General features: G+C 50.3%; 17 protein-coding genes and 1 other annotated feature. Of the genes, 2 read left to right on the top strand and 15 right to left on the bottom strand.

All coding sequences use genetic code 11. From position 1 onward, the window contains the following. Positions 1-198: 198 nt before the first annotated feature. Complete coding sequence (locus MHI42_RS29245; protein ID WP_342421427.1) at positions 199-1,020, bottom strand: inositol monophosphatase family protein; 822 nt, start codon at positions 1,018-1,020, stop codon at positions 199-201. Between the two features lie 246 nt (positions 1,021-1,266). Here MHI42_RS29245 and MHI42_RS29240 point away from each other — a divergent pair, with 246 nt between their 5' ends. Then, the gene (locus tag MHI42_RS29240; RefSeq protein ID WP_342421426.1) at positions 1,267-1,857 is read left to right on the top strand and encodes a GNAT family N-acetyltransferase; all 591 of its coding nucleotides are present in this window, start codon (positions 1,267-1,269) and stop codon (positions 1,855-1,857) included. A gap of 403 nt (positions 1,858-2,260) precedes the next feature. Here the strand turns inward: MHI42_RS29240 and MHI42_RS29235 are convergent, their stop codons facing one another. From MHI42_RS29235 to lspA, 3 genes are all read right to left on the bottom strand, one after another. Further along, positions 2,261-3,514, bottom strand: coding sequence for an LL-diaminopimelate aminotransferase (locus MHI42_RS29235; RefSeq protein WP_340985788.1), 1,254 nt, complete (start codon positions 3,512-3,514; stop codon positions 2,261-2,263). A 100-nt stretch (positions 3,515-3,614) separates the two neighbouring features. Further along, positions 3,615-4,586, bottom strand: coding sequence for an RluA family pseudouridine synthase (locus MHI42_RS29230; protein WP_039304352.1), 972 nt, complete (start codon positions 4,584-4,586; stop codon positions 3,615-3,617). Then, positions 4,583-5,086, bottom strand: coding sequence for a signal peptidase II (gene lspA / locus MHI42_RS29225; RefSeq protein ID WP_039304467.1), 504 nt, complete (start codon positions 5,084-5,086; stop codon positions 4,583-4,585). The genes MHI42_RS29230 and lspA overlap by 4 nt, the downstream gene beginning before the upstream one ends. Before the next feature lie 256 nt (positions 5,087-5,342). On the opposite strand from lspA, the gene MHI42_RS29220 reads away from it, so the two are divergent. Next, positions 5,343-6,071: a TraR/DksA C4-type zinc finger protein gene (locus tag MHI42_RS29220; protein ID WP_042238479.1), complete on the top strand. Its 729-nt coding sequence runs from the start codon at positions 5,343-5,345 to the stop codon at positions 6,069-6,071. 33 nt (positions 6,072-6,104) lie between these two features. On the opposite strand, the gene MHI42_RS29215 is transcribed toward MHI42_RS29220, so the two are convergent. From MHI42_RS29215 to MHI42_RS29165, 11 genes are all read right to left on the bottom strand, one after another. Next, positions 6,105-6,407, bottom strand: coding sequence for a DUF5665 domain-containing protein (locus MHI42_RS29215; RefSeq protein ID WP_144026082.1), 303 nt, complete (start codon positions 6,405-6,407; stop codon positions 6,105-6,107). Positions 6,408-6,800: 393 nt separating this feature from the next. Further along, positions 6,801-9,893, bottom strand: coding sequence for an isoleucine--tRNA ligase (gene ileS, locus MHI42_RS29210; RefSeq protein ID WP_342421425.1), 3,093 nt, complete (start codon positions 9,891-9,893; stop codon positions 6,801-6,803). A 691-nt stretch (positions 9,894-10,584) separates the two neighbouring features. Beyond that, positions 10,585-10,863 (bottom strand) — a binding site (T-box leader). Between the two features lie 86 nt (positions 10,864-10,949). Beyond that, positions 10,950-12,002, bottom strand: coding sequence for a pseudaminic acid synthase (gene pseI, locus MHI42_RS29205; RefSeq protein WP_342421424.1), 1,053 nt, complete (start codon positions 12,000-12,002; stop codon positions 10,950-10,952). Then, positions 11,980-12,552 carry a UDP-4-amino-4,6-dideoxy-N-acetyl-beta-L-altrosamine N-acetyltransferase gene (gene pseH, locus MHI42_RS29200; protein WP_342421423.1) on the bottom strand — a complete coding sequence of 191 codons (573 nt, stop codon included), beginning with the start codon at positions 12,550-12,552 and terminating at the stop codon, positions 11,980-11,982. The genes pseI and pseH overlap by 23 nt, the downstream gene beginning before the upstream one ends. Beyond that, a complete protein-coding gene (gene pseG, locus MHI42_RS29195; RefSeq protein ID WP_342424823.1) occupies positions 12,539-13,642 on the bottom strand; it encodes a UDP-2,4-diacetamido-2,4,6-trideoxy-beta-L-altropyranose hydrolase in 1,104 nt (367 codons plus the stop codon). Before pseG ends, pseH begins: the two co-directional genes overlap by 14 nt. Beyond that, positions 13,636-14,433 (bottom strand): SDR family oxidoreductase, encoded by a 798-nt coding sequence (locus tag MHI42_RS29190; protein ID WP_342421422.1) that lies wholly within the window; start codon positions 14,431-14,433, stop codon positions 13,636-13,638. Before MHI42_RS29190 ends, pseG begins: the two co-directional genes overlap by 7 nt. 1 nt (position 14,434) lies before the next feature. Beyond that, positions 14,435-15,352 (bottom strand): aldo/keto reductase, encoded by a 918-nt coding sequence (locus tag MHI42_RS29185; RefSeq protein ID WP_342421421.1) that lies wholly within the window; start codon positions 15,350-15,352, stop codon positions 14,435-14,437. Between the two features lie 17 nt (positions 15,353-15,369). Then, positions 15,370-17,136, bottom strand: a complete 1,767-nt coding sequence (locus tag MHI42_RS29180; protein ID WP_342421420.1) for an N-acetylneuraminate synthase family protein — start codon at positions 17,134-17,136, stop codon at positions 15,370-15,372. A gap of 17 nt (positions 17,137-17,153) precedes the next feature. Then, positions 17,154-18,353 (bottom strand): UDP-4-amino-4,6-dideoxy-N-acetyl-beta-L-altrosamine transaminase, encoded by a 1,200-nt coding sequence (pseC, locus tag MHI42_RS29175; protein WP_342421419.1) that lies wholly within the window; start codon positions 18,351-18,353, stop codon positions 17,154-17,156. Beyond that, positions 18,350-19,315 carry an NAD-dependent epimerase/dehydratase family protein gene (locus tag MHI42_RS29170; protein ID WP_342421418.1) on the bottom strand — a complete coding sequence of 322 codons (966 nt, stop codon included), beginning with the start codon at positions 19,313-19,315 and terminating at the stop codon, positions 18,350-18,352. Before MHI42_RS29170 ends, pseC begins: the two co-directional genes overlap by 4 nt. An 11-nt stretch (positions 19,316-19,326) precedes the next feature. Next, a complete protein-coding gene (locus MHI42_RS29165) occupies positions 19,327-20,331 on the bottom strand; it encodes an SDR family NAD(P)-dependent oxidoreductase (protein ID WP_342421417.1) in 1,005 nt (334 codons plus the stop codon). Between the last annotated feature and the right edge of the window lie 9 nt (positions 20,332-20,340).

Genomic DNA, 20,340 nt, shown 5'->3' with positions numbered 1-20,340 from the left:
TACAGTTCCAAAATCCCCTCCGCCGCTTCCACCTAAACGGGGTGCAAGAGCAAATTGCCACACCCGAGGGGGTGAGGCAGGCAAAGCGGCACTATAGCGCTGCGCTGATAGTGCATGCTTACATTAGCTAACCAAGGACGAGAAAATAAAGTCCAAAATCTAAGAACATGCAACAATGCTGCAAAAAGAATGAACCTTTTATTCAGATTCCTTCCGCAATAATGTCAAAAGATCATCAAAGATTCCGGGTGTCGTGAATACGGCCTCTTCACCATAGAGTTCATTAGGGATGTGATCGGGCACCACATGTACATTGCAACTTAATGCTCCCGCCTCCCGTGCAATCAAGCCTGCGGCGGCTACGTCCCACGGTGAAAGACTTTCCGTATGCGCATCTAATTTTCCGGACGCCACATAACAAATGTCTACTGTCGGTGCGGCAAAACGCCTAATATCACGACAGTTTCTTCTGAGTCGGTTCACTCTTTCGATTGCTGGTTCGACTTTTGCTGGATCATGCGGAAAACCTGTGCCTATGACAGCATCCAGCAGCGAAGTACATGTACGAATTCGTAAACGCTCACCATTGCAATAGGAGCCTTCCCCTTTAATCCCAACATAAGTACAGTGCAAATCCGGCGCATATACCGCTCCTGCCAGTACTACGCCATCAAGGGCAAAAGCCAATGAAATGCCGTAATGCGGCAGGTTGCGAGCAAAATTAACTGTTCCATCTAAGGGATCAACTACCCAAACCGGACCGTCAAACTTGAAATTATCCCAGTTATGTACTCCATTTTCCTCCGAAAGAATTCGATGACCTTGAAATTTACCCATTATGGCTTCTTGAATGATTCTTTCCGATAACAAATCAGCGGATGTCACAAGTTCACCATAATCCTTGTAATTCACTTCAATTTTTTCCCGGCTGCGCAATTCGGAAATCTTGTCACCCGCTTTTGTTACAGCCTGCTCTGCAAACAACGCTAATTCTCGAAGGTCGAACTTCATTTCGTTCATATTCCTCCTTATCGTGCGTTTCTTTTAAGTAATTTCTTAAATACAGTAATGATTATGGTATCTGCTTAATAAGGAATCATCAACATTTTGAGAGACAACTTGATGATCTCGCTTGCTTCAATTTAATCATACCTTCAAAAAATAATCATTGCGTAATTTATAAAATTATCCAGCTTATAAAAAATTCGTAAAATGATTGAACTATCCTGCCCGCTGGCTTATTTTCGTTCCCGCCCCGCCTCTGCTATGATTAAAAATGGAGGCGAACAGATCATGGACCTGGAGTTTATTACAGTAGATAAATGGGATGAACAGCTCTGGAAGCAGATGGAGCCGGTGTACCGGGAGGCTTTTCCCAGCGGAGCCAAACCGGAAGGGATTCTCCGCAGTATGCTGGAGCGGCGGATTGCTTACTTACATGCGGGACTGGGTCAGCAAGGGCAGGTTGCCGCCATGGCCGTTACTGGGGTCGTGGGAAGGACTGGCGATAAGGTACTGATCATAGATTACTTGGCAGTCGATAAGAAGCTGCGCGGGGCGGGTACGGGAACCTGGTTCCTCGGACAGATCAGGGACTGGGCAGTGCGAGATCACGGCATCCGAGGGATTATTATCGAAGCTGAATCCGGAACCTCGGATACACACAAGGAGCGCATTCATTTCTGGGAGCGGAACGGATTCGTCCTGACCTCCTACGTCCACCAGTATATCTGGGTGCCGGAGCCGTATCAGGCGATGCTGCTGCCGCTGGATGGTAGCGGACATGTACCGGATGACGGCGAAGCACTGTTCCGTCATATTAATGCCTTTCACAGCAAGGCCTACCGGAAAGGTTAGGATATTGTTCATTAGGTCAGCCAGAAGTTCCCGGCTGGCTTATCTTTATATCAGAGGCTGCTAACGCCCCTCACTCTCACCACCGTCACATGCATGCTGTCCCCCCTGTTACCGGCTTGCCTGTCCAAGTAATGTTGCACATTTTACAGGATTTTTGCTCCGCAAATGCATCATTGGGCTAAATGTTGTATTTTTTACAGCATTTAGGATGAATATTTACTTTTCTGAAGCGGATTGTTGTAAAAAATGCAGGATTTGCGCTTTCAGGGCCTGTTTCGTCTGAGTAAAGTTGCAGTTTGTACAACATTTGACCAGACCGGAGCGGATAGTGAGGCTCGGGAGCGATCGGCTGCCATAATAAAAGCCGCCGCAGATTTCTCTGCAGCGGCCCCATCAACCAAACTTAAAATTCGAATTCAACGTCGCTCAGGCGTCTTTGAATTTCAGAAATTACACGCTTCTCATCTTCCTCACCCTTGGCAACGAAGGTAACGGAGAAACGCACGAACGCGCCGGCATCATCCCAAGGCACGGTGGAGATCAGCTTCTCGCGGATCAGGAACTGCGAGAAATCTTCGCCGGATTCGAAGCGGCGTCCGCCCTTAACGCCTTTTGGAGCAGCTACATACAGGAAGAAGGAACCCTTCGGTTTCTCTGCCTTGAAGCCCAGGCTATTCAGTGCATCCACCAGCATGTTGTGACGGCGGGAGTATTTGGCAGCAATCGCTTCGGTAATCTCAGGATGAGACAGGCCGTATGCGGCAGCTTTTTGAATCGCGATGAATTGACCGGAGTCATTATTGTCCTTCACATCACTGAACGCCTTAACGATCAGCGGGTTGCCGGCAACGAAACCGATTCTCCAGCCAGTCATGTTGTAGGACTTGGACAGGGAGTGCAGCTCCACGCCGACATCCTTGGCACCAGGTACGGACAGGAAGCTCAGCGGCTTCACGCCATCATACGTCAGTGCTGCATAAGGAGCGTCATGGATAACGACTACATCATATTTCTTCGCCCAGGCTACTACTTCGCTGAAAAATTCAGGAGTTGCGCTTGCGCCTGTAGGATTGTTCGGATAGTTCAGGTAGAGCAGCTTCGCCTTGTGGGCTACGTCTTCCGGAATAGAGTTCAAGTCAGGCAGGAAGTTGTTCTCCTTCTTAAGCTCAACGGAGTAGACTTGTCCACCCAGATATTTGGTGTGAGTGCCCAGCACCGGATAACCCGGAATGGTCATGATCGTGATGTCACCCGGATTAATGAAGACCGATGGCAGCATAGCCAGTGCAGGCTTCGAACCGATGGAATGTACGATTTCATTTACAGGGTCGATGCCGTCTACCTGGAATACTTCCTTCAGATAAACTGCAGCCGCCGCTTTGAATTCAGGAATCCCGTTGTCGGAATATCCGCGGTTTTCTTCTTTGGCAGCTTCAAGTGCAAGTCTTGCCACAATGCCTTCATCCGCCATTTCGTCCGGCTCGCCGACGCCCATGTCGATCAATTCAATGTTAGGAAAATCCTGCTTCGCCGATGCTTTGGCGCGTTTGATTTTCTCGAATTTGTAGATGGAAGTGTCCTTGCCATATCCGGCGCCGCCGATGCGGTCCGCAAAATTAGTCTGAATGAATGTTTCCTGATAGTGTTCAATACTCATAATCTTCGTCTCATCTCCTGGCTATTGTTGTGAATCCATGATCTAAATATGAAGCAAAGCTGCCTTAGAAGCCATGGACTTATAATCTATTCATTTGTACTTATCTGCTGCGCAGTGTGTACAGCACTTCTTCCATATCTGCCGGAAGCGGCGCACTGAACTCCTTGTACTCCCCTGTAGCAGGATGCACAAATCCCAGTACAGCGGCATGCAGAGCCTGTCCAGTCATCGTCGTGCCTTTGCTGCGTCCATAGATTGGATCGCCGACCAGCGGATGGCCGATGAACTTCATATGCACACGGATCTGATGCGTCCGTCCGGTCTCGAGCTGCAGCTCAAGCAGTGTGCAGTCGCCGAAGCGCTCCAGCACCGTAAAATGCGTCACAGAACGTTTGCTGTTCTTCTCAGTGACCATATACAGCTTGCGGTCATGCGGATCACGGCCGATTGGCGCATCTACTGTGCCCTTATCATGAGACAGATTGCCATGCACTACTGCGATGTAGCGGCGGGTTACACTGTGCTCCTTCAGCTGCGCGGCCAGCGAAGCATGACTGGCGTCATTCTTGGCAGCCATAATCAGACCGGAGGTATCCTTGTCGATGCGGTGCACAATGCCCGGACGAATCTCGCCGTTAATGCCTGACAGGTCCTTGCAATGGTACATCAGCGCATTGACCAGGGTGCCTGAGGGATGTCCTACTGCCGGATGCACCACCATACCGCGCGGCTTATTCACCACGATAACATCGCTGTCTTCATATACAACCTCAAGCGGGATATTCTCCGCAATTAAATCCGTAACTTCGGCTTCCGGAACCGTAACAGCCACCTTGTCGCCTTCATACAGCTTGTAGTTAGCTTTGACCGGAGCGCCGTTCACCGTCACATGACCACCGCTGATCCACAGCTGAACCTGCGAGCGGGAAACCTCTTCTTCCCAAGACTCCGTAATGTACTTATCAATCCGTTCCCGGGCATTCTCCGCGGCAACCATCCATTCGGTGACGTCTCTTTCTTCTTCGAGGGCGCCAGAAACCGCCTGCTCATTGACGTCTTTATTCAAAATCATTCATTCCCTTCTTTGACTTCCTGTGATTCCTTAACTTCGGTGACTTCCTGTTCGCCTTTCACATCCAGCAGCGTATCGAGAATAATCAGGGCTACCCCGACCACGATGCAGGAATCGGCTACGTTGAAGATCGGGAAGGTATAGCTGCCGAAATTGAACATCAGGAAATCCACAACTTCACCGTTCAGAATCCGGTCGAGGAAGTTTCCGACGGCTCCTCCAAGCACCAGCGACAATGCCGTAGGCAGCAATTTGCGGGTCTTCCGGGCCTTGTTCAGATACCAGACGATACCGGCAACAACTATAACCGTAATTACAATGAAGAACCACTGTTGTCCTTCAAGAATTCCGAAAGCGGCTCCACGATTGCGGTGGGACGTGATGATGAAGAAATCCTTTATAACCGGAATCTGCTCTGCGATCTCCAGCCGGGTAGCAATCAGATATTTGGTACCCTGGTCAATCAAAAATACAATTAGCGCAATCAGAAAGTACACCACAGAAGTTGTCACTCCGTTCTTATTTTTCCCGCGGTCCGCGGTACGAATACTGTATAAAGACTTGTATATTGTAGCACAGGCCTCAAGATACCGTCCATTGCAAGGCACTCTAAACCCGCCAAAGTCCGGGCACTATTTTCCATCGCTAAAAAAGGGCCCCTGCGGCCAAGCTATACAAGTGGAAACGGCTTTGCCCTCCTTTATAAAGACGGTACCGTTTCAGCGAGGATTAAGCCACCGAAAGGAGCTCACAGCAATGAGCCATCTGACATCAACCCAGCTCTCCGGGCTGCGCGCATTACTGCTACAGCAGCAGGAGGACATCAAGCACAGGCTGCAAAATAATGAGCATTACGGACTGCAGGAAGCTATGCGCGATACTACCGGAGAGCTGTCCGAGATCGACAACCATCCCGGCGATGCCGCCACCGAGCTGTATAACCGTTCCATGGATATTTCCCTGCTGGAGCGGGACGAGCATGAGCTGGACGATATCGAAGCGGCGCTGCGGGCGATGGATGAAGGCACCTATGGCATTTGTATAGCCAGCGGCGAACCGATTCCTTATGAACGTCTGGCCGCGATTCCCTCCACCCGTTACACCAAAGAGCATGCTCCCCGCCAGAGCGCTCCGTTTACCCGCCCGGTGGAGGAGGAACTGCTGTCTCCGCCTTTTGGACGGACCAGCCTGGATGAGCGGGAGGACCAGAACGGCTTCGACGGGGAGGATGCCTGGCAGATTGTAGAGAGCTGGGGCAATTCCGATTCCCCTGCCATGGCCGAAGGCAACAACATCAGCTCCTATAATGATATGGAGATCGAAGCGGACGAAACCGAAGGCTTCGTGGAGCCGTGGGAGAATTTCGTCGCTACCGACATTACGGGAAATCATCTAACCATCATTAAAGGCAACAGTTACCGCCATTACATGGACGACGGGGAAGGTGACTACCTGCTGGACCCGCTCAAAAAAGAAAGGGAGTAGCCGTGTGCTGCTCTTTTTTAATTTGGACCCGGTTCAGAAGGTCTTCAGCTCCAGCTGATGCTGCACGATCCGCACGATATCCGCAATATAGTCCCCGATAATCGGCAGATTCAATGCCCCAAGCACCTGAAGCACATAAATAATCGTCGCCGCAAAAAAAGTAAACCCGAGAGCAATCCCCAGCCCCCGGGCTACTCCGGATAAAATATTCAGCCAGATCAGCCGGAACGGCGAATGCAGCAGCTCCGTATATTCCGAAATCCGCGATTTCTCCATCTGCTGGGCCAGCTGGGTGGTCATCCGGTACAGCGCGTTCAGCTTTTCCTCCTGCGGCAGCTCTGCCGGATCACCGGCTGCTGCGAGCGCGGCTGCAGGCTTTTGAGAAGAAAGTGGTGTCTGTATACGCTCCCCGGAATGCAGGAATTGCCGCTTCTCCTCCGGTACTTTACCGGTATCCCTGCTGCTGTCTACTCCCGAGGTCTGAATTGAAATTCTGCCCGGCCCTTCCGGCCTCTCCGGCTTCCCGGCCTCCGTATCTCCTTCTTTCCATCCGCCCATGCCTCCGGCACCTCCCTCGAATCTCTATGACCCGCAAAGCAAACGAGCCCGGTTAAAGAGAGTAGTCTCTTTAAGCACGGGGCTCGTCATTTTGCATTCTAACCCATAGAAGCTTTTCCTTTGCGGCTAGTATATGCCATATAGGGACAAGTGATGCAGGGTGTGTGTTACTTAAGCGCCGATATGAATTCCGATGCTCTTGCCGCCGGCATCCACAGTTTCATAGGTATAATCTCCGTCAAAATCAACCGTAGTCACTAGTACATTCTCGCGCAGCACATGCTCGAATGCGGTAACCGCCGCCTTAAGCTCGTCATCGACATGCAGCGTAAGAGCAATCCGTTTGTCGATCGGCAGATCCAGGCGTTTACGGTAATCCTGCACCGCACGTACGACTTCGCGTACCCAGCCTTCCTGCACCAGCTCCGGTGTGATTTCGGTGTTTAGTGCCACCGTCAATCCATAGCCGGAAGCCGAGGCAAAACCCGGTTTGGCCTGCTTCTCGACCAGCAGCTCCTCGGATGTGATCTGCAGCTCTTCCCCGTCCGGCGATACAATGGCGAGTCCGCCGTCCTGTACGGTTTTGCGGGTAGCGTCACTGTCCATGGCCTTGAGGAAGCCCTGCAGGAAGCCGACGTTCTTGCCGTATTTCTTGCCTGCGACCTTCAGGTTCAGCTTCAGGGTGAAGTCTACAAAGCCGCTGTCGCTGTGCTCGATTACAATATGCTTCACGTTGATTTCGTCTTTGATCAGCTCTTCATAATCTGCCACATTGAAGTTATCGTCAATCGAGGCGATCAGCTCAGACAAAGGCTGGCGGGTCTTGATGCCGCTCTCGTTACGCACGTTGCGGGCCAGTTCCACGATCCCTCTGGCGCTCTCCATATCTTTTTCCAGTGCAAGATCGATCAGGCTCTCATCCGCTACCGGGTAATCCGCGAGATGCACGCTTTCGCCGCCGCCCAGGTTCGTAAAGATATCCTCGGACAGCATTGGTGTGAACGGTGCCATCAGCGTAGCTGTGGTCAGCAGGACATGCGTAAGTGTGCGGTATGCGTCCAGCTTCTCTTCGCCCAGCCCGCTGCCCCAGAACCGGTCACGGGAACGGCGGATGTACCAGTTGCTCAGCTCATCTACGAAATTCTCAATCGCTTTGGACGTGTTGACGAAATCGTTAACGGCAAGGCCTTTATCCACCAGCAGGATCAGACTGTTCAAACGGGACAGAATCCAGCGGTCAAGCTTATGCTCTGACAGCTTGAATGGGTGATCCGCAGGATCGTAGCCGTCGATACCGGCATACAGCGTCAGGAACGCATGCGTGTTAACCAGCGTATCCACAACCTTGGACTTCGTCTCACCCACCAGACCGCGCGAGAACCGTTTGTTGTTCCATGGCGCACTGTCGGACAGAATGGCCCAGCGGAACGCGTCGGTGCCGTATTCGTTCATGATTTCCCAAGGGTCGATGACATTGCCTTTGGATTTGGACATCTTCTGGCCGTTCTCATCGAAAATATGACCGTGGGCGATAACCGCCTTGTAAGGTGCTTTACCCGTGAACAGCGTCGATACGGCAAGCAGGCTGTAGAACCAGCCGCGTGTCTGGTCAATTCCTTCACAGATCATATCCGCCGGATACTGGTCTGCGAATCTGTCTTCATTCTCAAACGGATAGTGACTCTGGGCGAATGGCATCGAGCCGCTGTCGAACCATACGTCGATGACTTCCGGTGTGCGCACCATTACGCCGCCTTCGCTGAACGGGCTCCGCAGCTTGATGTTGTCCACATACGGCTTATGCAGCTCGATATCCTCTGCTACCTCGCCGATCGCCATCGATCTCAGTTCAGCGATGCTATGCGGTGCGAATTCCTTGCCGGTGTCCTGGCAGACCCAGACATTCAGCGGTGTGCCCCAGTAGCGGTTACGGCTGATATTCCAGTCCACCAGTTCCTCCAGGAACTTGCCGAAGCGGCCTTCACGCACATGGTCCGGATACCAGTTCACACTGTTATTGTTGGCGATCAGCTGATCCTTGATCGCTGTTGTCTGGATGAACCAGCTGTCTGTTGCATAATAGAGCAGCGGAGTATCGCAGCGCCAGCAGAACGGATAGCTGTGCTCGTATTTCTCTTTACTGTAGAGTAGTCCCCGTTCGGACAATATCTTCACGATATCGAGGTCGACGTCTTTGACGAACCGTCCGGCAAAATCGCTCACTACACTGGTGTATTTACCTGAAGTATCCACCACATTCACGAAGCTGATGCCATTCTCGCGGCAGCTCTTGTAGTCATCTTCACCATGTGCCGGAGCCATATGCACGATCCCGGTACCGCTGGAATCCGTAACAAACGATGCGCCTACGATCACATTATGCTTCTCTGCCTTGATATAATCGAACGGCGGAGTGTAGCTCTGGCCGATAAAGTCCGCACCGGTATGGGTGGACAGGATCGTATACTCGCCTTTGAGCACCTCATCCACTAGATTCTTGGCCAGTACATATACGCCGTCTTCCTGCTGGGCACGCACATATTCCATATTCGGGTTCATTGCCAGCGCCATATGCGCCGGAAGGGTCCAAGGGGTGGTCGTCCAGGCCAGTACATAATCGCCGCTGCCGTCCAGCTTGAACTTCGTTGTAGCACTCAGGTCCTTGACTGTCTTGTAGCCCTGCGCCACTTCATGGGAGCTCAGCGTCGTCTGACAGCTTGGGCAGTACGGGCTGACGCGGTGTCCGCGGTACATTAAGCCTTTGTCATGCACGGTAGCGAGGATATTCCACACGCTCTCGATGTAGGTGTTATCCAGCGTAACGTAAGGATTATCCAGATCCGTCCAGTAGCCGATTGCTTCGGTGAACTCACGCCACTGCTTCTCATAGCCGAATACACTTTCCTTACATTCCTTGATGAACTTCTCCACGCCGTACTCTTCGATGTCCTGCTTGCCGGAGATGCCAAGCTTCTTCTGCACACCGAGTTCAACCGGCAGACCGTGGGTATCCCAGCCCGCTTTGCGGATGACGCGGAAGCCCTTCATCGTCTGGTAGCGGCCGACGAAATCCTTGATGACCCGGCCCAGCACATGCCCGATATGCGGCACGCCGTTCGCCGTCGGAGGTCCTTCATAGAACACATAGTTTGGGCGTCCCTCGCGGTTCTCCATGGATCTGCGGAACGTATTCTCGTCGCTCCATTTCTTCAGGATACGGACATCTCTGGCCCGTGCTTTTTCTTTTACATCTACTTTATGCATGATGGTCAATCCTTCCGTTTAGTCTTTAAACCTTATTCGGATTTCATCCGAGCCTTTTTTAAAAGCTTTCAAACCTATCAAAACCTTTCAAAGCTTTTCGATCCCTCCCAAACCCTCCCTTAGCCAAGGGAGGGCCCCAAGGGCTCCGCCCTCTGGACACCTGGAAAGTTTGTCGATCTCCAGGGGAAAGGTGTTTGGTAAGTTAATTTTGTTGTAATGCCCGCTTACGCCGCAAGCGGCACGCTCTACCTCAGGCATCCGGCCCGCGAACCCGAAGGGCAGCGCTGGGCCGGGGCTTCGCTCTTGCCCTGGCATCCGGCCCGCGAACCCGAAGGGCAGCGCTGGGCCGGGGCCTTGCTCTTGCCCTGGCACCCGGCCCGCGAACCCGTTAGGGCAGCGCTGGGCCGGGGCCTCGCTCTTGCCGGGCACCCGGCCCGCGAACCCGGAGGGCAGCGCTGGGCCGGGCTTCGCCTGGGGTCTTGTCGTTGTAGTTAAGGCCCCGCAGGCGTACCCGTCAGGGCAGCCTAAGAAGGGCCGCGCCATTCGCCGCAGTAATCCTTCCCCTTCCGCCATCGTCACTCACCACTCGGAGCACTTGTTGCGGGTGTCCAGAGGGCGGCCAGCCCTTGGGGTCCCCCTTGGAAAGGGGGATTTAGGGGGATGTAAACACAAACGAGCGCCATCCAGCCCCCAAAGGGGCGAGACAGCGCTCGCGATACCACCCTAATTTGCACCTCATGCACATCCTTAGGGGAGTGTATTCAGTACAATCTCAGTTCCGCATGCAGAAATGCCACACGGGTCCGGGATAACGTCCGGCAGACGGCATAGCTTACACACGTATGCATATACGCTTCAGCTTAGCTTCTAGGGGAGGATCTTCCGGCAAGGCGTGAACGATCGGCTCGCAGCAAACACCGACTCTCTGGAGAACGTTACCTTATCGTACTTGTCCCGTCATCGAATTTCGATTCAATGGATTACAGATATGTTCTAGTTATAGTCTGTTTAGAACCAATTGTCAAGATCCATAGGCCCGGAACCGGGAAGGCAGGGTTATAATAACAGCTCCCAGCTTACCGGAGTGCCGAGGGGAAGATCCTTTTTCATTTGTTTTCCTAACAGCAGGTCGTAGTATTTCGGATCTAGACCATATCCTGGACGAATTACTTTAATATTATCCCCCGTCAGCACTTCACCAGCCTTTATATCCTTAGAAATATATATCGACCGCCTGAATTGAAGTGATTTCTCCTCGTCCTTCGTGGGACCGATGGAAACCCTGCCGAGTGCCCTCCAGGCCGTATCCGTCTCTCTCACGAGGGAAGCAAATTCCCCGGGCTCCAGTGAAAAAGCCGCATCAACCCCGCCATCCTCACGGTTAAGGGTAAAATGCTTTTCAATGACAGTGCTGCCCAGCGCTACACTTGCAACCGCGGCCCCCACGCCCAGGGTATGATCTGATAAGCCTACCTGGCAATGAAATACTTCGCTCAAATACGGAATGGTGTTCAGATTTGAGTTTTCGGGCGAAGCCGGATAACTGCTTGTGCATTTTAATAGAATATACTCACTGCAGCCTGCACCGGTTATTGTGTTTACCGCATGTTCGATCTCGCCGAGCGAGGCCATTCCTGTAGAAATAATCATCGGCTTTCCCTTGGAGGCGACTTTTTTGAGCAACGGGATATCATTATTTTCAAAAGAGGCAATTTTATAGCAGGCAACACCCAGGGTCTCCAAAAACTCAAGCGAGGTTTCATCAAACGGTGTACTGAAGGGAATCATCCCTAATTCCCTGCAGGCGTCGAATATTCTACCGTGCCATTCCCAGGGGGTATACGCCTCCTTATAGAGCTCAAATAGAGACTTTCCTTTCCAAAGCCCGTTGGATTCCGGAATCATGAAATCTCTCTCCCGGATATTAAGCGTCATCGTTTCGGGCGTATACGTTTGAATTTTAAATGCGTGTGCGCCAGCCTTGGCCGCCGCCTTAACCAGCTCAAGCGCCCGGTCAAGTGACTGATTATGATTGCCGGACATTTCCGCGATGATAAAAGGAGGATGCCCGCTTCCTATACGCCGGTTACCGATCGTGATTTCCTTCATTTGCTCCCGCAACCTCCTCTTTCAACACTTCACTGTGCTTCTCCCATTGCTCGCGAAAGATCGCCATTAATACCACATCGGTATATTGTTGATTTCTTAGAATCTGCTTGCACAGCCTGCCTTCCTCCACAAACCCTAATCTGCGGTGATAGGACAAGCTCTTCTGGTTAAAATCCAGGATTTGGGCGCTTACCTTCCTCATCTGTCTTTCTTTGAAAATCAGATCAAGTGCTAAGATCCCCATGATCTTTCCCGAACCCCGGGGAGAAGCCTGATCCCCAATATATAAGCCCCATTCACAGGTTTGGTTGGTGAGATTGATCTGTGAGAATTGAACAAGACCTATAGGCTGTTCTTGATAAAAGCATAATTTCACCAGCTTGCTTGCATCCTTCTCCGCAGAATTCAGCCATCTGTAATGCTCATCTAAGGGAATGGGCTCAGCATGATTCATAAAAGGACGGATATGGCCGGCATTGCGCCACTCCAGGACAAGGCTCTTGTGTTCTTGACCCAGGTTCTCCAGCTTATAGTCGTTAATGTCCGCCATTGTCCCCTCCCATGATCCTGTCTATAACCTCATTCAACCGCCCTTCTCCCATAAGCTGAAGAGCCTTCTCAGACATTTCTTTCACCAGTGAGGGGCTGGCAAGCATTTCGTTTAATCCGTCTTCAATCCTTTGCACGGTTACGTCAGCACTAAGGCCCAGGCAGCGGGCAGCCCCTTTATCATGAACCAGGGCTGTGATCTCCCTTTGGTTATCCGCCGTTACAACGGAGAGCGTAGGCAAGCCTAAATAGCACCGCTCCCAGGTTGTGCTTCCGCCGGCTCCGATGGAAATATCTGCCTTCCGCATTAATTCGGCTATATAATCGATCTGACAATAAAATACGGCATTCGGCATAGCGCTGCATGCTTCTGCAATGGCTTCCTTGTTGTTGTTCATAGCGCCGGTTACTACATCAATGTGAATATCAGCAAAGGCAGGACGGGCTAAGGCCTGTAATGTTTTTAAGGTTTCTCCGGTTGGATCTGTGCCGCCAAAAAACACAAGAATTCTGTTGATTCTTCCGTCACGCTCCGCTAACCGCAGCCTGGCAGAGCGGAATTCAGGCCGCAGCAGGGTATAACGGGTACCTATTAATTTCACGCAGCCGTCCGGGACCAGACCCTGATAACGATCCTTGGCATACGATTCATTGGCATCCAGCAGCATGCTGCATTGATGCGGCCGGTCGGCCAAGTCGTCAATTACAACAATCCTGTCCACCTTCTCCGCAAGGACTGCCTCCCATTTGTGATCAATGCCATAATGGTCAATGATCAGGCAATCCGCCGGTGAAGAGGAGGTCATTCGCTCCGCTGTCTCCGCCGCATCCCGGCGCCAGTCTACCTGGAGCCAGGATGCCGCATAAGCCGGATCACCCGGCGCAGGCAGCAGCAATACCTGATGGCCCTGATCCATAATATAATGTGCCAGATTTCCTGGCAGGTCACGGCAAATGAACGTAACCCCCGCACCTCTTCCGGCAAGCTCATTAGCAAGTGTAAGGCAGCGCATAACATGGCCTGTACCCATTTGACGGGAAGAATCGACCCGGAAGAATATATTCACCTGCTTATGCGCCCCGGTTACCATGCGGTCCACCCGCCGTCTACCGAAATGTTCTCCCCTGTAATGTAGCCTGATGCCGCTGAGGCAAGAAATACCATGACCCCTTTTAAATCTTCAGGCTTACCGATCCGGCCCAACGGATTTTTCTCTTCAAGCTGCCGGATGAAATGGGGATTATCTTGAACCGATGGATTGGGAAAAGGGCCAGGGGATACTGTATTGGCTCTGATTCCGTGTTTCCCGAAGTGGCAGGCAATATAGCGGGTGAATTGATTAATGGCCGCTTTGCCTGCCCCGTAATTTGCCGGGTTATCCATCCCGCTGTCACCATAGATCACGGGGTTTGGAGAGACCAGGCCATACATGGAGGATATATTGATAATAGAGCCGTTTTTTTGTTCGATCATGTAAGGCAGTACGGCTTTAATGCATCTGAACGTTCCGTTAATCGTACCATCCATCCCTGCCAGCCATTGCTCCTCACTCATGGTGACCAGCTTTCCCGGTGCGCTGAAGGCGGCATTATTCACTAGAATATCAATGCTCCCGGCCTCTGCGGAGATGTCCTCAAAACATTTTTTTATAGATTCTTCTTTGCGGATATCCATATATTTACCGAAGCATGCGGCGGCAGTTTGCCAGGCGATCCTCTCCGCAGACTCCCTGCATTTCTGCTCATTGGAGCTTACAAGGTACACGGCAGCACCGGCTTCAGCAAGCCCCTCTGAGATCGCTGTGCCTAAATACCCTGCACCGCCTGTTACTACCGCTGTTTTGCCGTCTAAATTAAATAGTTCATTCAGCGTGCGCACCATGTCATTTCCACCTCCTGGGGTCAATAATCTGTAAAGACAGTTCAGCGAATAAGCCACCCGCCTCTTTCATTATCTTTTGATTCAAAGGAGGCAAGGACATCCATTTAAGATTTTCCTCTAATTGCTCCACCGTCTCACACCCGACTACGATCCCCGTTAACCCCGGAAGATCTCTTACAAATAAAAAGCAAAGCTCCTTTATGGATATCCCTGTATTCTCGCAATACTTCAGCAGCAGGTTCAAGGGTGCCTCAGCTTGTTTCAGCTTATCAGGAAGCTTCTCCGGGTCCATAAGAAGTAGTCCTTGAAGATAGACACTCCGGGCAAAGATCTCTGTTCCTTTTTCAGATAAGCGGTTTAGCATTCCATTCCTTATCAATCTTTGGTCAAACAAGTTAACTGGTATTTGAATACTGTCCACACCCTCCAAGCTCAAAAAAGTCTCAACCTCCTGAGGATCATATACCGAAACACCGATTCTGCGGATCATCTGTTTTTGCTTTAGCTCATTAAGAATTTCAATTATTCCGCCCTTGTAGGCGCTCATATCCAAAGGATCGTGTAAAAGACAGACATCCAGAGCAGCCAGCTTTAATCTGTCCAGCGAAGACATAACGGAGGAAATTACGAAGCTTCTGCGCTCTTCTTCCGTCTTGAGCCCTAATCTCTGTACCGAAGGCAGCTTCGTTACAACTGCAGGCCTGGTCTTCGGATTGAAATCTCCCAAGCAACCGCCAATGATGGTTTCACTGTCCCCGTATCCCGGTGCTGTGTCTAAATAACCGATCCCTGCAGAAACGGCATAGTTAATTAATTGTCTGCTGCTTTGCACAGTCAGATTAGCCTCTGCATTTGCAATCCCATAATTTCCGCCCAGCTGGGCCGTACCCAGCATAAGCCTGATTTTATTATTCATCATCCGAAGCCTCACATAGTTCATAGTCCGTTCAGTTTTGTCGCTTCATTCAGCTCATGAACCAGTAGCGTATCATCCCGCCATTTCACTGTATTCCCTCTGTTTATCGCGGTCACCTTAGGGTTGTTCAGCAAATAGGTCTTTAATTCTTCAAAGTGAAGCGGTCCTTTTCCAATGTCCAAATCACGGTATAATTGCTCAAACAGCTCCAAATCGTTAGCCTCATCCAGTGTCAGTCTCCAGTCCGGATAGACCCATTTCTCGGGAAGGACTAAGGCATTTACATTAAAGATGGTGGGATTATTGATGAAATAAAAGGACAGATATTCTGCATGCGTCAGTTGGTCTGTATGCTGCAACAACCTTCTGAGCGCTTCAACGGTAATGACATCTCCGACTGTGCCCATCGTAGACTCCTTGGCATGGGTGAAATCGGCTCCGCTTTTTACATGCTGCTCTATCATGAAGCCAAGCATCTCCGGTGAAATAGCAGGATTGTCGCCTGTGACACGGACAACAATATCCGAATTTGTTGCTTCAGCAGCAATCAGCAGTCTCTCCGCAACATTCTCCGGATCTCCAGTTACAATCTTCACCCGGTTATCCAGAGTGAACTGCGTAAGGGGCTGATCGTCCGGAAGATCTGAAGTAGCCAGAATTACCTGATAACCATTGGGGACTGCCAGACAATTCATTAGACATCTTTCAATGGAAGGGACACCATGGATCGGAAGCAGCGCCTTCCGCCGGAGCCGTGTTGACTTCAGTCTGCAGAGCACGGCAATACAAATTTTGGGCTCGTGTACCTTATCTGGAGTGATGGGAGTATTGGCTGGAACAGCTACCCTTGAGATAAGGGGAAATCGTTCCGCTGCCTGTTGTGCCATGAAGGCATCGGGTACAGAAGAGCGTTTATAAATAATTTTTTCTTCTGTAATCAGCTCACCCGGACGGAGATCCTTTCTGGAAACTATCTTTAACGTGGAATCCTCAAGATACTTTCTTTCTGATTCTTTTACTTCCAAGCTGCCCTGGACACTCTCTGCGCTGCGCAGCTTATCCACCATGAGCTTGAATTCGCTCGGCTCCAGTGCGGAATAATAATCTATCCCGTTCTCCGAACGGTTCATATTAATATGCTTTTCAATGAGATCTGCCCCCAGTAAATACGCATACACTGGCATATCTACCGCCATTTCATGGCCCCCATCCTCGTGATCGGCAAATCCAACTTTCAATTGATATTTTTGCTTGAAATAGGCAATACGGCTTAGATTGGCATCTTCCGTGCGTGTAGGGTATCCTTGAAAGCCGTGCATCAAAATGAGCGGACCTTTAAAATTATTTTTAATATAATTTACTTGGGTCTCCATTTCTTGTTCATACCAGCCGCCCACCCCGATTAACAATGGCTTGTTAAACTTCTTCAGCGCTTGAATCAGGGGCTTCGACTGTAATACAGTCGTTGGCAGCTTCAAACCGTCCACCTGATCCTCCAGCTCGGTTAACAGCTCCACGCCCCATTCATCATAGATGTCTACCCATACTTCTAATCCGAGACCCTTCGCAAGAGTTACGGCATCGGCCCACAGGGTCTTATCCATGGACAAATCCATATACGTCTGATAGTGGATAAAGTCCGGTGTGGCTATACTGCCGTAATTAAACCATTGAAATTTCACCCCATCCGCGCCGCTGCCGGCGGCAGCAAGAATCAATGCGCTCAGCTGCCCGGGATCACCTGAATGAGCATTGGCAATCTCCGCAATCACCTTTACTTTGGCCATCCTGATCCCTCCCTTCTTCATTGATTAGAATAATGGCTGATTACCTTCTTCACGGCAGCCACCACATCCATTACATCCTCCTGATCCATTCCTGCGAATAAGGGAAGAGTAATAAACTCCTCGTAGCAGCTTTCAGCGACCGGGCAAATTCCTTTTTGAAAGCCTAAGCTTTCGTAATAGGGGTGAAGATACGTCGGGATATAGTGGACATTCACACCGATATTTTCTTTTTGCAGCGCCTGAAAGATCAGTCTTCTGGTGGCATTCAGTTTGGAGAGCTGAAGCTTGACAATAAACAGATGCCAGCTCGACTCCACATAGGGAAGCTGATGCGGGAGAATGATTTCCTGGATTGCGCCCAGCTCCCGGATATACAGTTCCGCCAGCTGCTTGCGTTTTTCGATGAAGCTGCCGATTTTACGTAACTGTGAGGTACCCAGTGAGGTTTGAATATCTGTGATTCTGTAGTTAAACCCGAGAAACTGCATTTCATAATACCAGGGGCCATGATTATCCCTTAAGCGGCTCTGATCCCTTGTGATTCCATGGGTCCGGAATTGCAGCAGCTTCTCATAATACACCGGGTTATTTGTCGTAATCATTCCGCCTTCTCCCGTTGTTATATGCTTTACCGGATGGAAGCTGAACATCGTCATATCACCGATGGCTCCAATGCTTCTGTTTTTATATGTTGCACCCAGCGCATGGGCCGCATCTTCAATCACAATCAGGTTATGTTCACGGGCAATTTGCATGATTTCATCCAGCTCAGCGGGCTGGCCGGTAAAATGAACAGGAATGATTGCTTTGGTGTTTGGTGTAATGCTGGCCTGGATCAGCTTTGGATTCAGATTATACGTCAGCGGATCGATATCGACGAATACCGGCTTCCCTCCCTGGTAGAGCACACAGTTGGATGAGGCGGCAAAGGTCATCGGTGTGGTAATGACCTCATCCCCCCCGCCAATTCCGGCCGCATAGCAGGCACCATGCAGTGCTGCTGTCCCGCTTGAGAAGGCCACTGCATACTTTGCTCCCGTAAACGCTGCGATCTCGGATTCAAATTGCTCAATGGCCGGACCCCCTGTCAAGAAGTCACTTTGCAGCACCTTCACCACCGCTTTAATATCCTCTTCATCGATGATCTGTTGTCCATAAGGCAAATATTGCGCACGTACGGGAGCTCCGCCAAGGATAGCCAATCTGCTTTTACTCATGATTGGAAAGGCTCCTTTCGATGAAGGGCGGATTGAATCCATTGCTCCGTCTGTTTGATTCCCTCTTCAATCGGTACCTTCGGTGTCCAGGACAGCTTCCGTTCAGCCATTTGAAAATTGCATAACAGCTTTTGGATCTCACTTTGCGGATGAATATGGGGAATATGATGAATAGGCACTTGTCCATCTGAAATAAGCTCTGCCAAACGGTTAATAGTAATATCCTTTCCGGTGCCCGCATTGACAATTTCTCCGTTTAACTGATCGCTATAGCCCGCTTCAACCACAAAATCAGCGCAGTCCTCCACGTACAGCAAATCCCTTGATTGTGTGCCGTCCCCATAGATATTAAGGGGCTCGCCCTTTAATTTATTGTGAATAAAGATGGCGACCACTCCGCCTTCACCGCCTGTCTTCTGAAAAGGGCCATACGTATTAAACGGTCTCACGACCACAACAGGCAATCCGTAGGCGAAGAAATAGGATAATACCATATTTTCAGCAGCAATTTTGGCGCCTGCATAGGGGGAAGCCGGCTTGATGGGAGACAACTCGTCTATGCCCTGTTCATCATTAGCTCTGGCATACACCATGCATGTACTCATAAAGACCATTTTCACTTTCTGCTTACGGCACTCTTCCAGTAAATAAAAGGTAGCCATTGTGTCGTTGTTAAACGTCGTTTCAGGATCATCTATGCTGTCTTGAACATTGATGCTTGCGGCAAGATGGTAGCACAGGTCAAATGCGTTCTCCTGGAAAAGCTCCTGTAAGGACGCTCTGTTTTTGAGATCCATTATTTTAACCTTTTGCAGATTTTCATGGCCCGCATACTCGTTCAAATTATCCAGCGATGAATTGGCCAAATTATCGATTACCCATACCTTTTGTCCATCTTTTAACAAACGCCCTACAACCCATCTGCCAATGAAGCCTGTGCCACCGGTTACGAGTATGTTCATAATAACCTCCACTAGATTAGATTTTGTGCAATGGCCAACTTCCTTATTTGTTCCTTCGTCAGCGGAATCTCGCCTTCAGAGCTGTAGGTACCGGGCTTCGGCCTGCTTGCCTTCCGGTATGCTTTTGGTGAAGCAAACGGAGAGGGCACAATATACAGATCCGGCAGCTCATAAGCACTTAAGGATTCCTCATACGTCATCAGCTCTTCATACCTTTTTTCACCAGGCTTTAGGCCAACCTCAACGATATCCACTGCTGACGGATGAAGCCCATACTTCTCCGATGCCAATTCCGCAACAATCTCTGCCAGGTCGTTCAGTTTAATTACAGGCATTTTTAGAATAAACGTTTCTCCGCCTTTCGCCAGTTGCAGGGACTGGACGGTTAGCCTTGTCGCCTGTTCTAAGGTCATCATAAATCTTGTCATCGATAAATCTGTCACGGTGATGGCTTTACCTTCTCTGACCTGCTTATCAAATAAGGGAATGACCGAACCTCTGGAGCCCATCACATTGCCAAAGCGCACCGTACAGAACACGGTTGTGCCGGAACCCCGCGAATATTCAGCAGAGGAGATAAGCTTCTCCGCGGATAGCTTGGTTGCACCATAATTGTTGGTCGGAGCAATAGCTTTATCCGTACTGGTAAACACGACTTTTTGCACGTTTTGCTGATTCGCGGCTTTAATCACGTTGTACGTGCCGACAATATTCGTAAGGACAGCTTCATAAGGGTTATTTTCACAAAATGACACATGCTTCATTGCCGCTGTATGGAACACATAATCCATATCCTGCATCGCATATAACACACGGTCATAATCACGAATATCCCCAATCAGGAAGCTTAGCTTTGGATGTCCGCCCAGTTCATTCTGCAGCTCAAATTGTTTATATTCATCTCTGCTGAATACTCTGATAACTTCAGGCTCATCTTGTAGAATCAGCTTCACAATACTCTTCCCAATGGTGCCTGTTCCGCCGATAATCAGAATTTTTTTATTCCTAAAAAACATTCCCCCTCC

Source organism: Paenibacillus sp. FSL E2-0178 (assembly GCF_038593005.1).
Classification (GTDB): Bacteria; Bacillota; Bacilli; order Paenibacillales; family Paenibacillaceae; genus Paenibacillus_AQ; species Paenibacillus_AQ phytohabitans.
Note: the sequence above shows the minus strand (reverse complement) of the source record. Positions and strands in the feature narration are given on the sequence as shown.

What these genes read in the sequence shown, in the direction of transcription:
- MHI42_RS29245 (WP_342421427.1), bottom strand. Translation starts at nt 1,020, where the DNA reads ATGAACGAAATGAAGTTCGACCTTCGAGAATTAGCGTTGTTTGCAGAG.
- MHI42_RS29240 (WP_342421426.1), top strand. Translation starts at nt 1,267, where the DNA reads ATGATTAAAAATGGAGGCGAACAGATCATGGACCTGGAGTTTATTACA.
- MHI42_RS29235 (WP_340985788.1), bottom strand. Translation starts at nt 3,514, where the DNA reads ATGAGTATTGAACACTATCAGGAAACATTCATTCAGACTAATTTTGCG.
- MHI42_RS29230 (WP_039304352.1), bottom strand. Translation starts at nt 4,586, where the DNA reads ATGATTTTGAATAAAGACGTCAATGAGCAGGCGGTTTCTGGCGCCCTC.
- MHI42_RS29220 (WP_042238479.1), top strand. Translation starts at nt 5,343, where the DNA reads ATGAGCCATCTGACATCAACCCAGCTCTCCGGGCTGCGCGCATTACTG.
- ileS (WP_342421425.1), bottom strand. Translation starts at nt 9,893, where the DNA reads ATGCATAAAGTAGATGTAAAAGAAAAAGCACGGGCCAGAGATGTCCGT.
- pseI (WP_342421424.1), bottom strand. Translation starts at nt 12,002, where the DNA reads ATGAAGGAAATCACGATCGGTAACCGGCGTATAGGAAGCGGGCATCCT.
- pseH (WP_342421423.1), bottom strand. Translation starts at nt 12,552, where the DNA reads ATGGCGGACATTAACGACTATAAGCTGGAGAACCTGGGTCAAGAACAC.
- pseG (WP_342424823.1), bottom strand. Translation starts at nt 13,642, where the DNA reads ATGGTAACCGGGGCGCATAAGCAGGTGAATATATTCTTCCGGGTCGAT.
- MHI42_RS29190 (WP_342421422.1), bottom strand. Translation starts at nt 14,433, where the DNA reads ATGGTGCGCACGCTGAATGAACTATTTAATTTAGACGGCAAAACAGCG.
- MHI42_RS29185 (WP_342421421.1), bottom strand. Translation starts at nt 15,352, where the DNA reads ATGATGAATAATAAAATCAGGCTTATGCTGGGTACGGCCCAGCTGGGC.
- MHI42_RS29180 (WP_342421420.1), bottom strand. Translation starts at nt 17,136, where the DNA reads ATGGCCAAAGTAAAGGTGATTGCGGAGATTGCCAATGCTCATTCAGGT.
- pseC (WP_342421419.1), bottom strand. Translation starts at nt 18,353, where the DNA reads ATGAGTAAAAGCAGATTGGCTATCCTTGGCGGAGCTCCCGTACGTGCG.
- MHI42_RS29170 (WP_342421418.1), bottom strand. Translation starts at nt 19,315, where the DNA reads ATGAACATACTCGTAACCGGTGGCACAGGCTTCATTGGCAGATGGGTT.
- MHI42_RS29165 (WP_342421417.1), bottom strand. Translation starts at nt 20,331, where the DNA reads ATGTTTTTTAGGAATAAAAAAATTCTGATTATCGGCGGAACAGGCACC.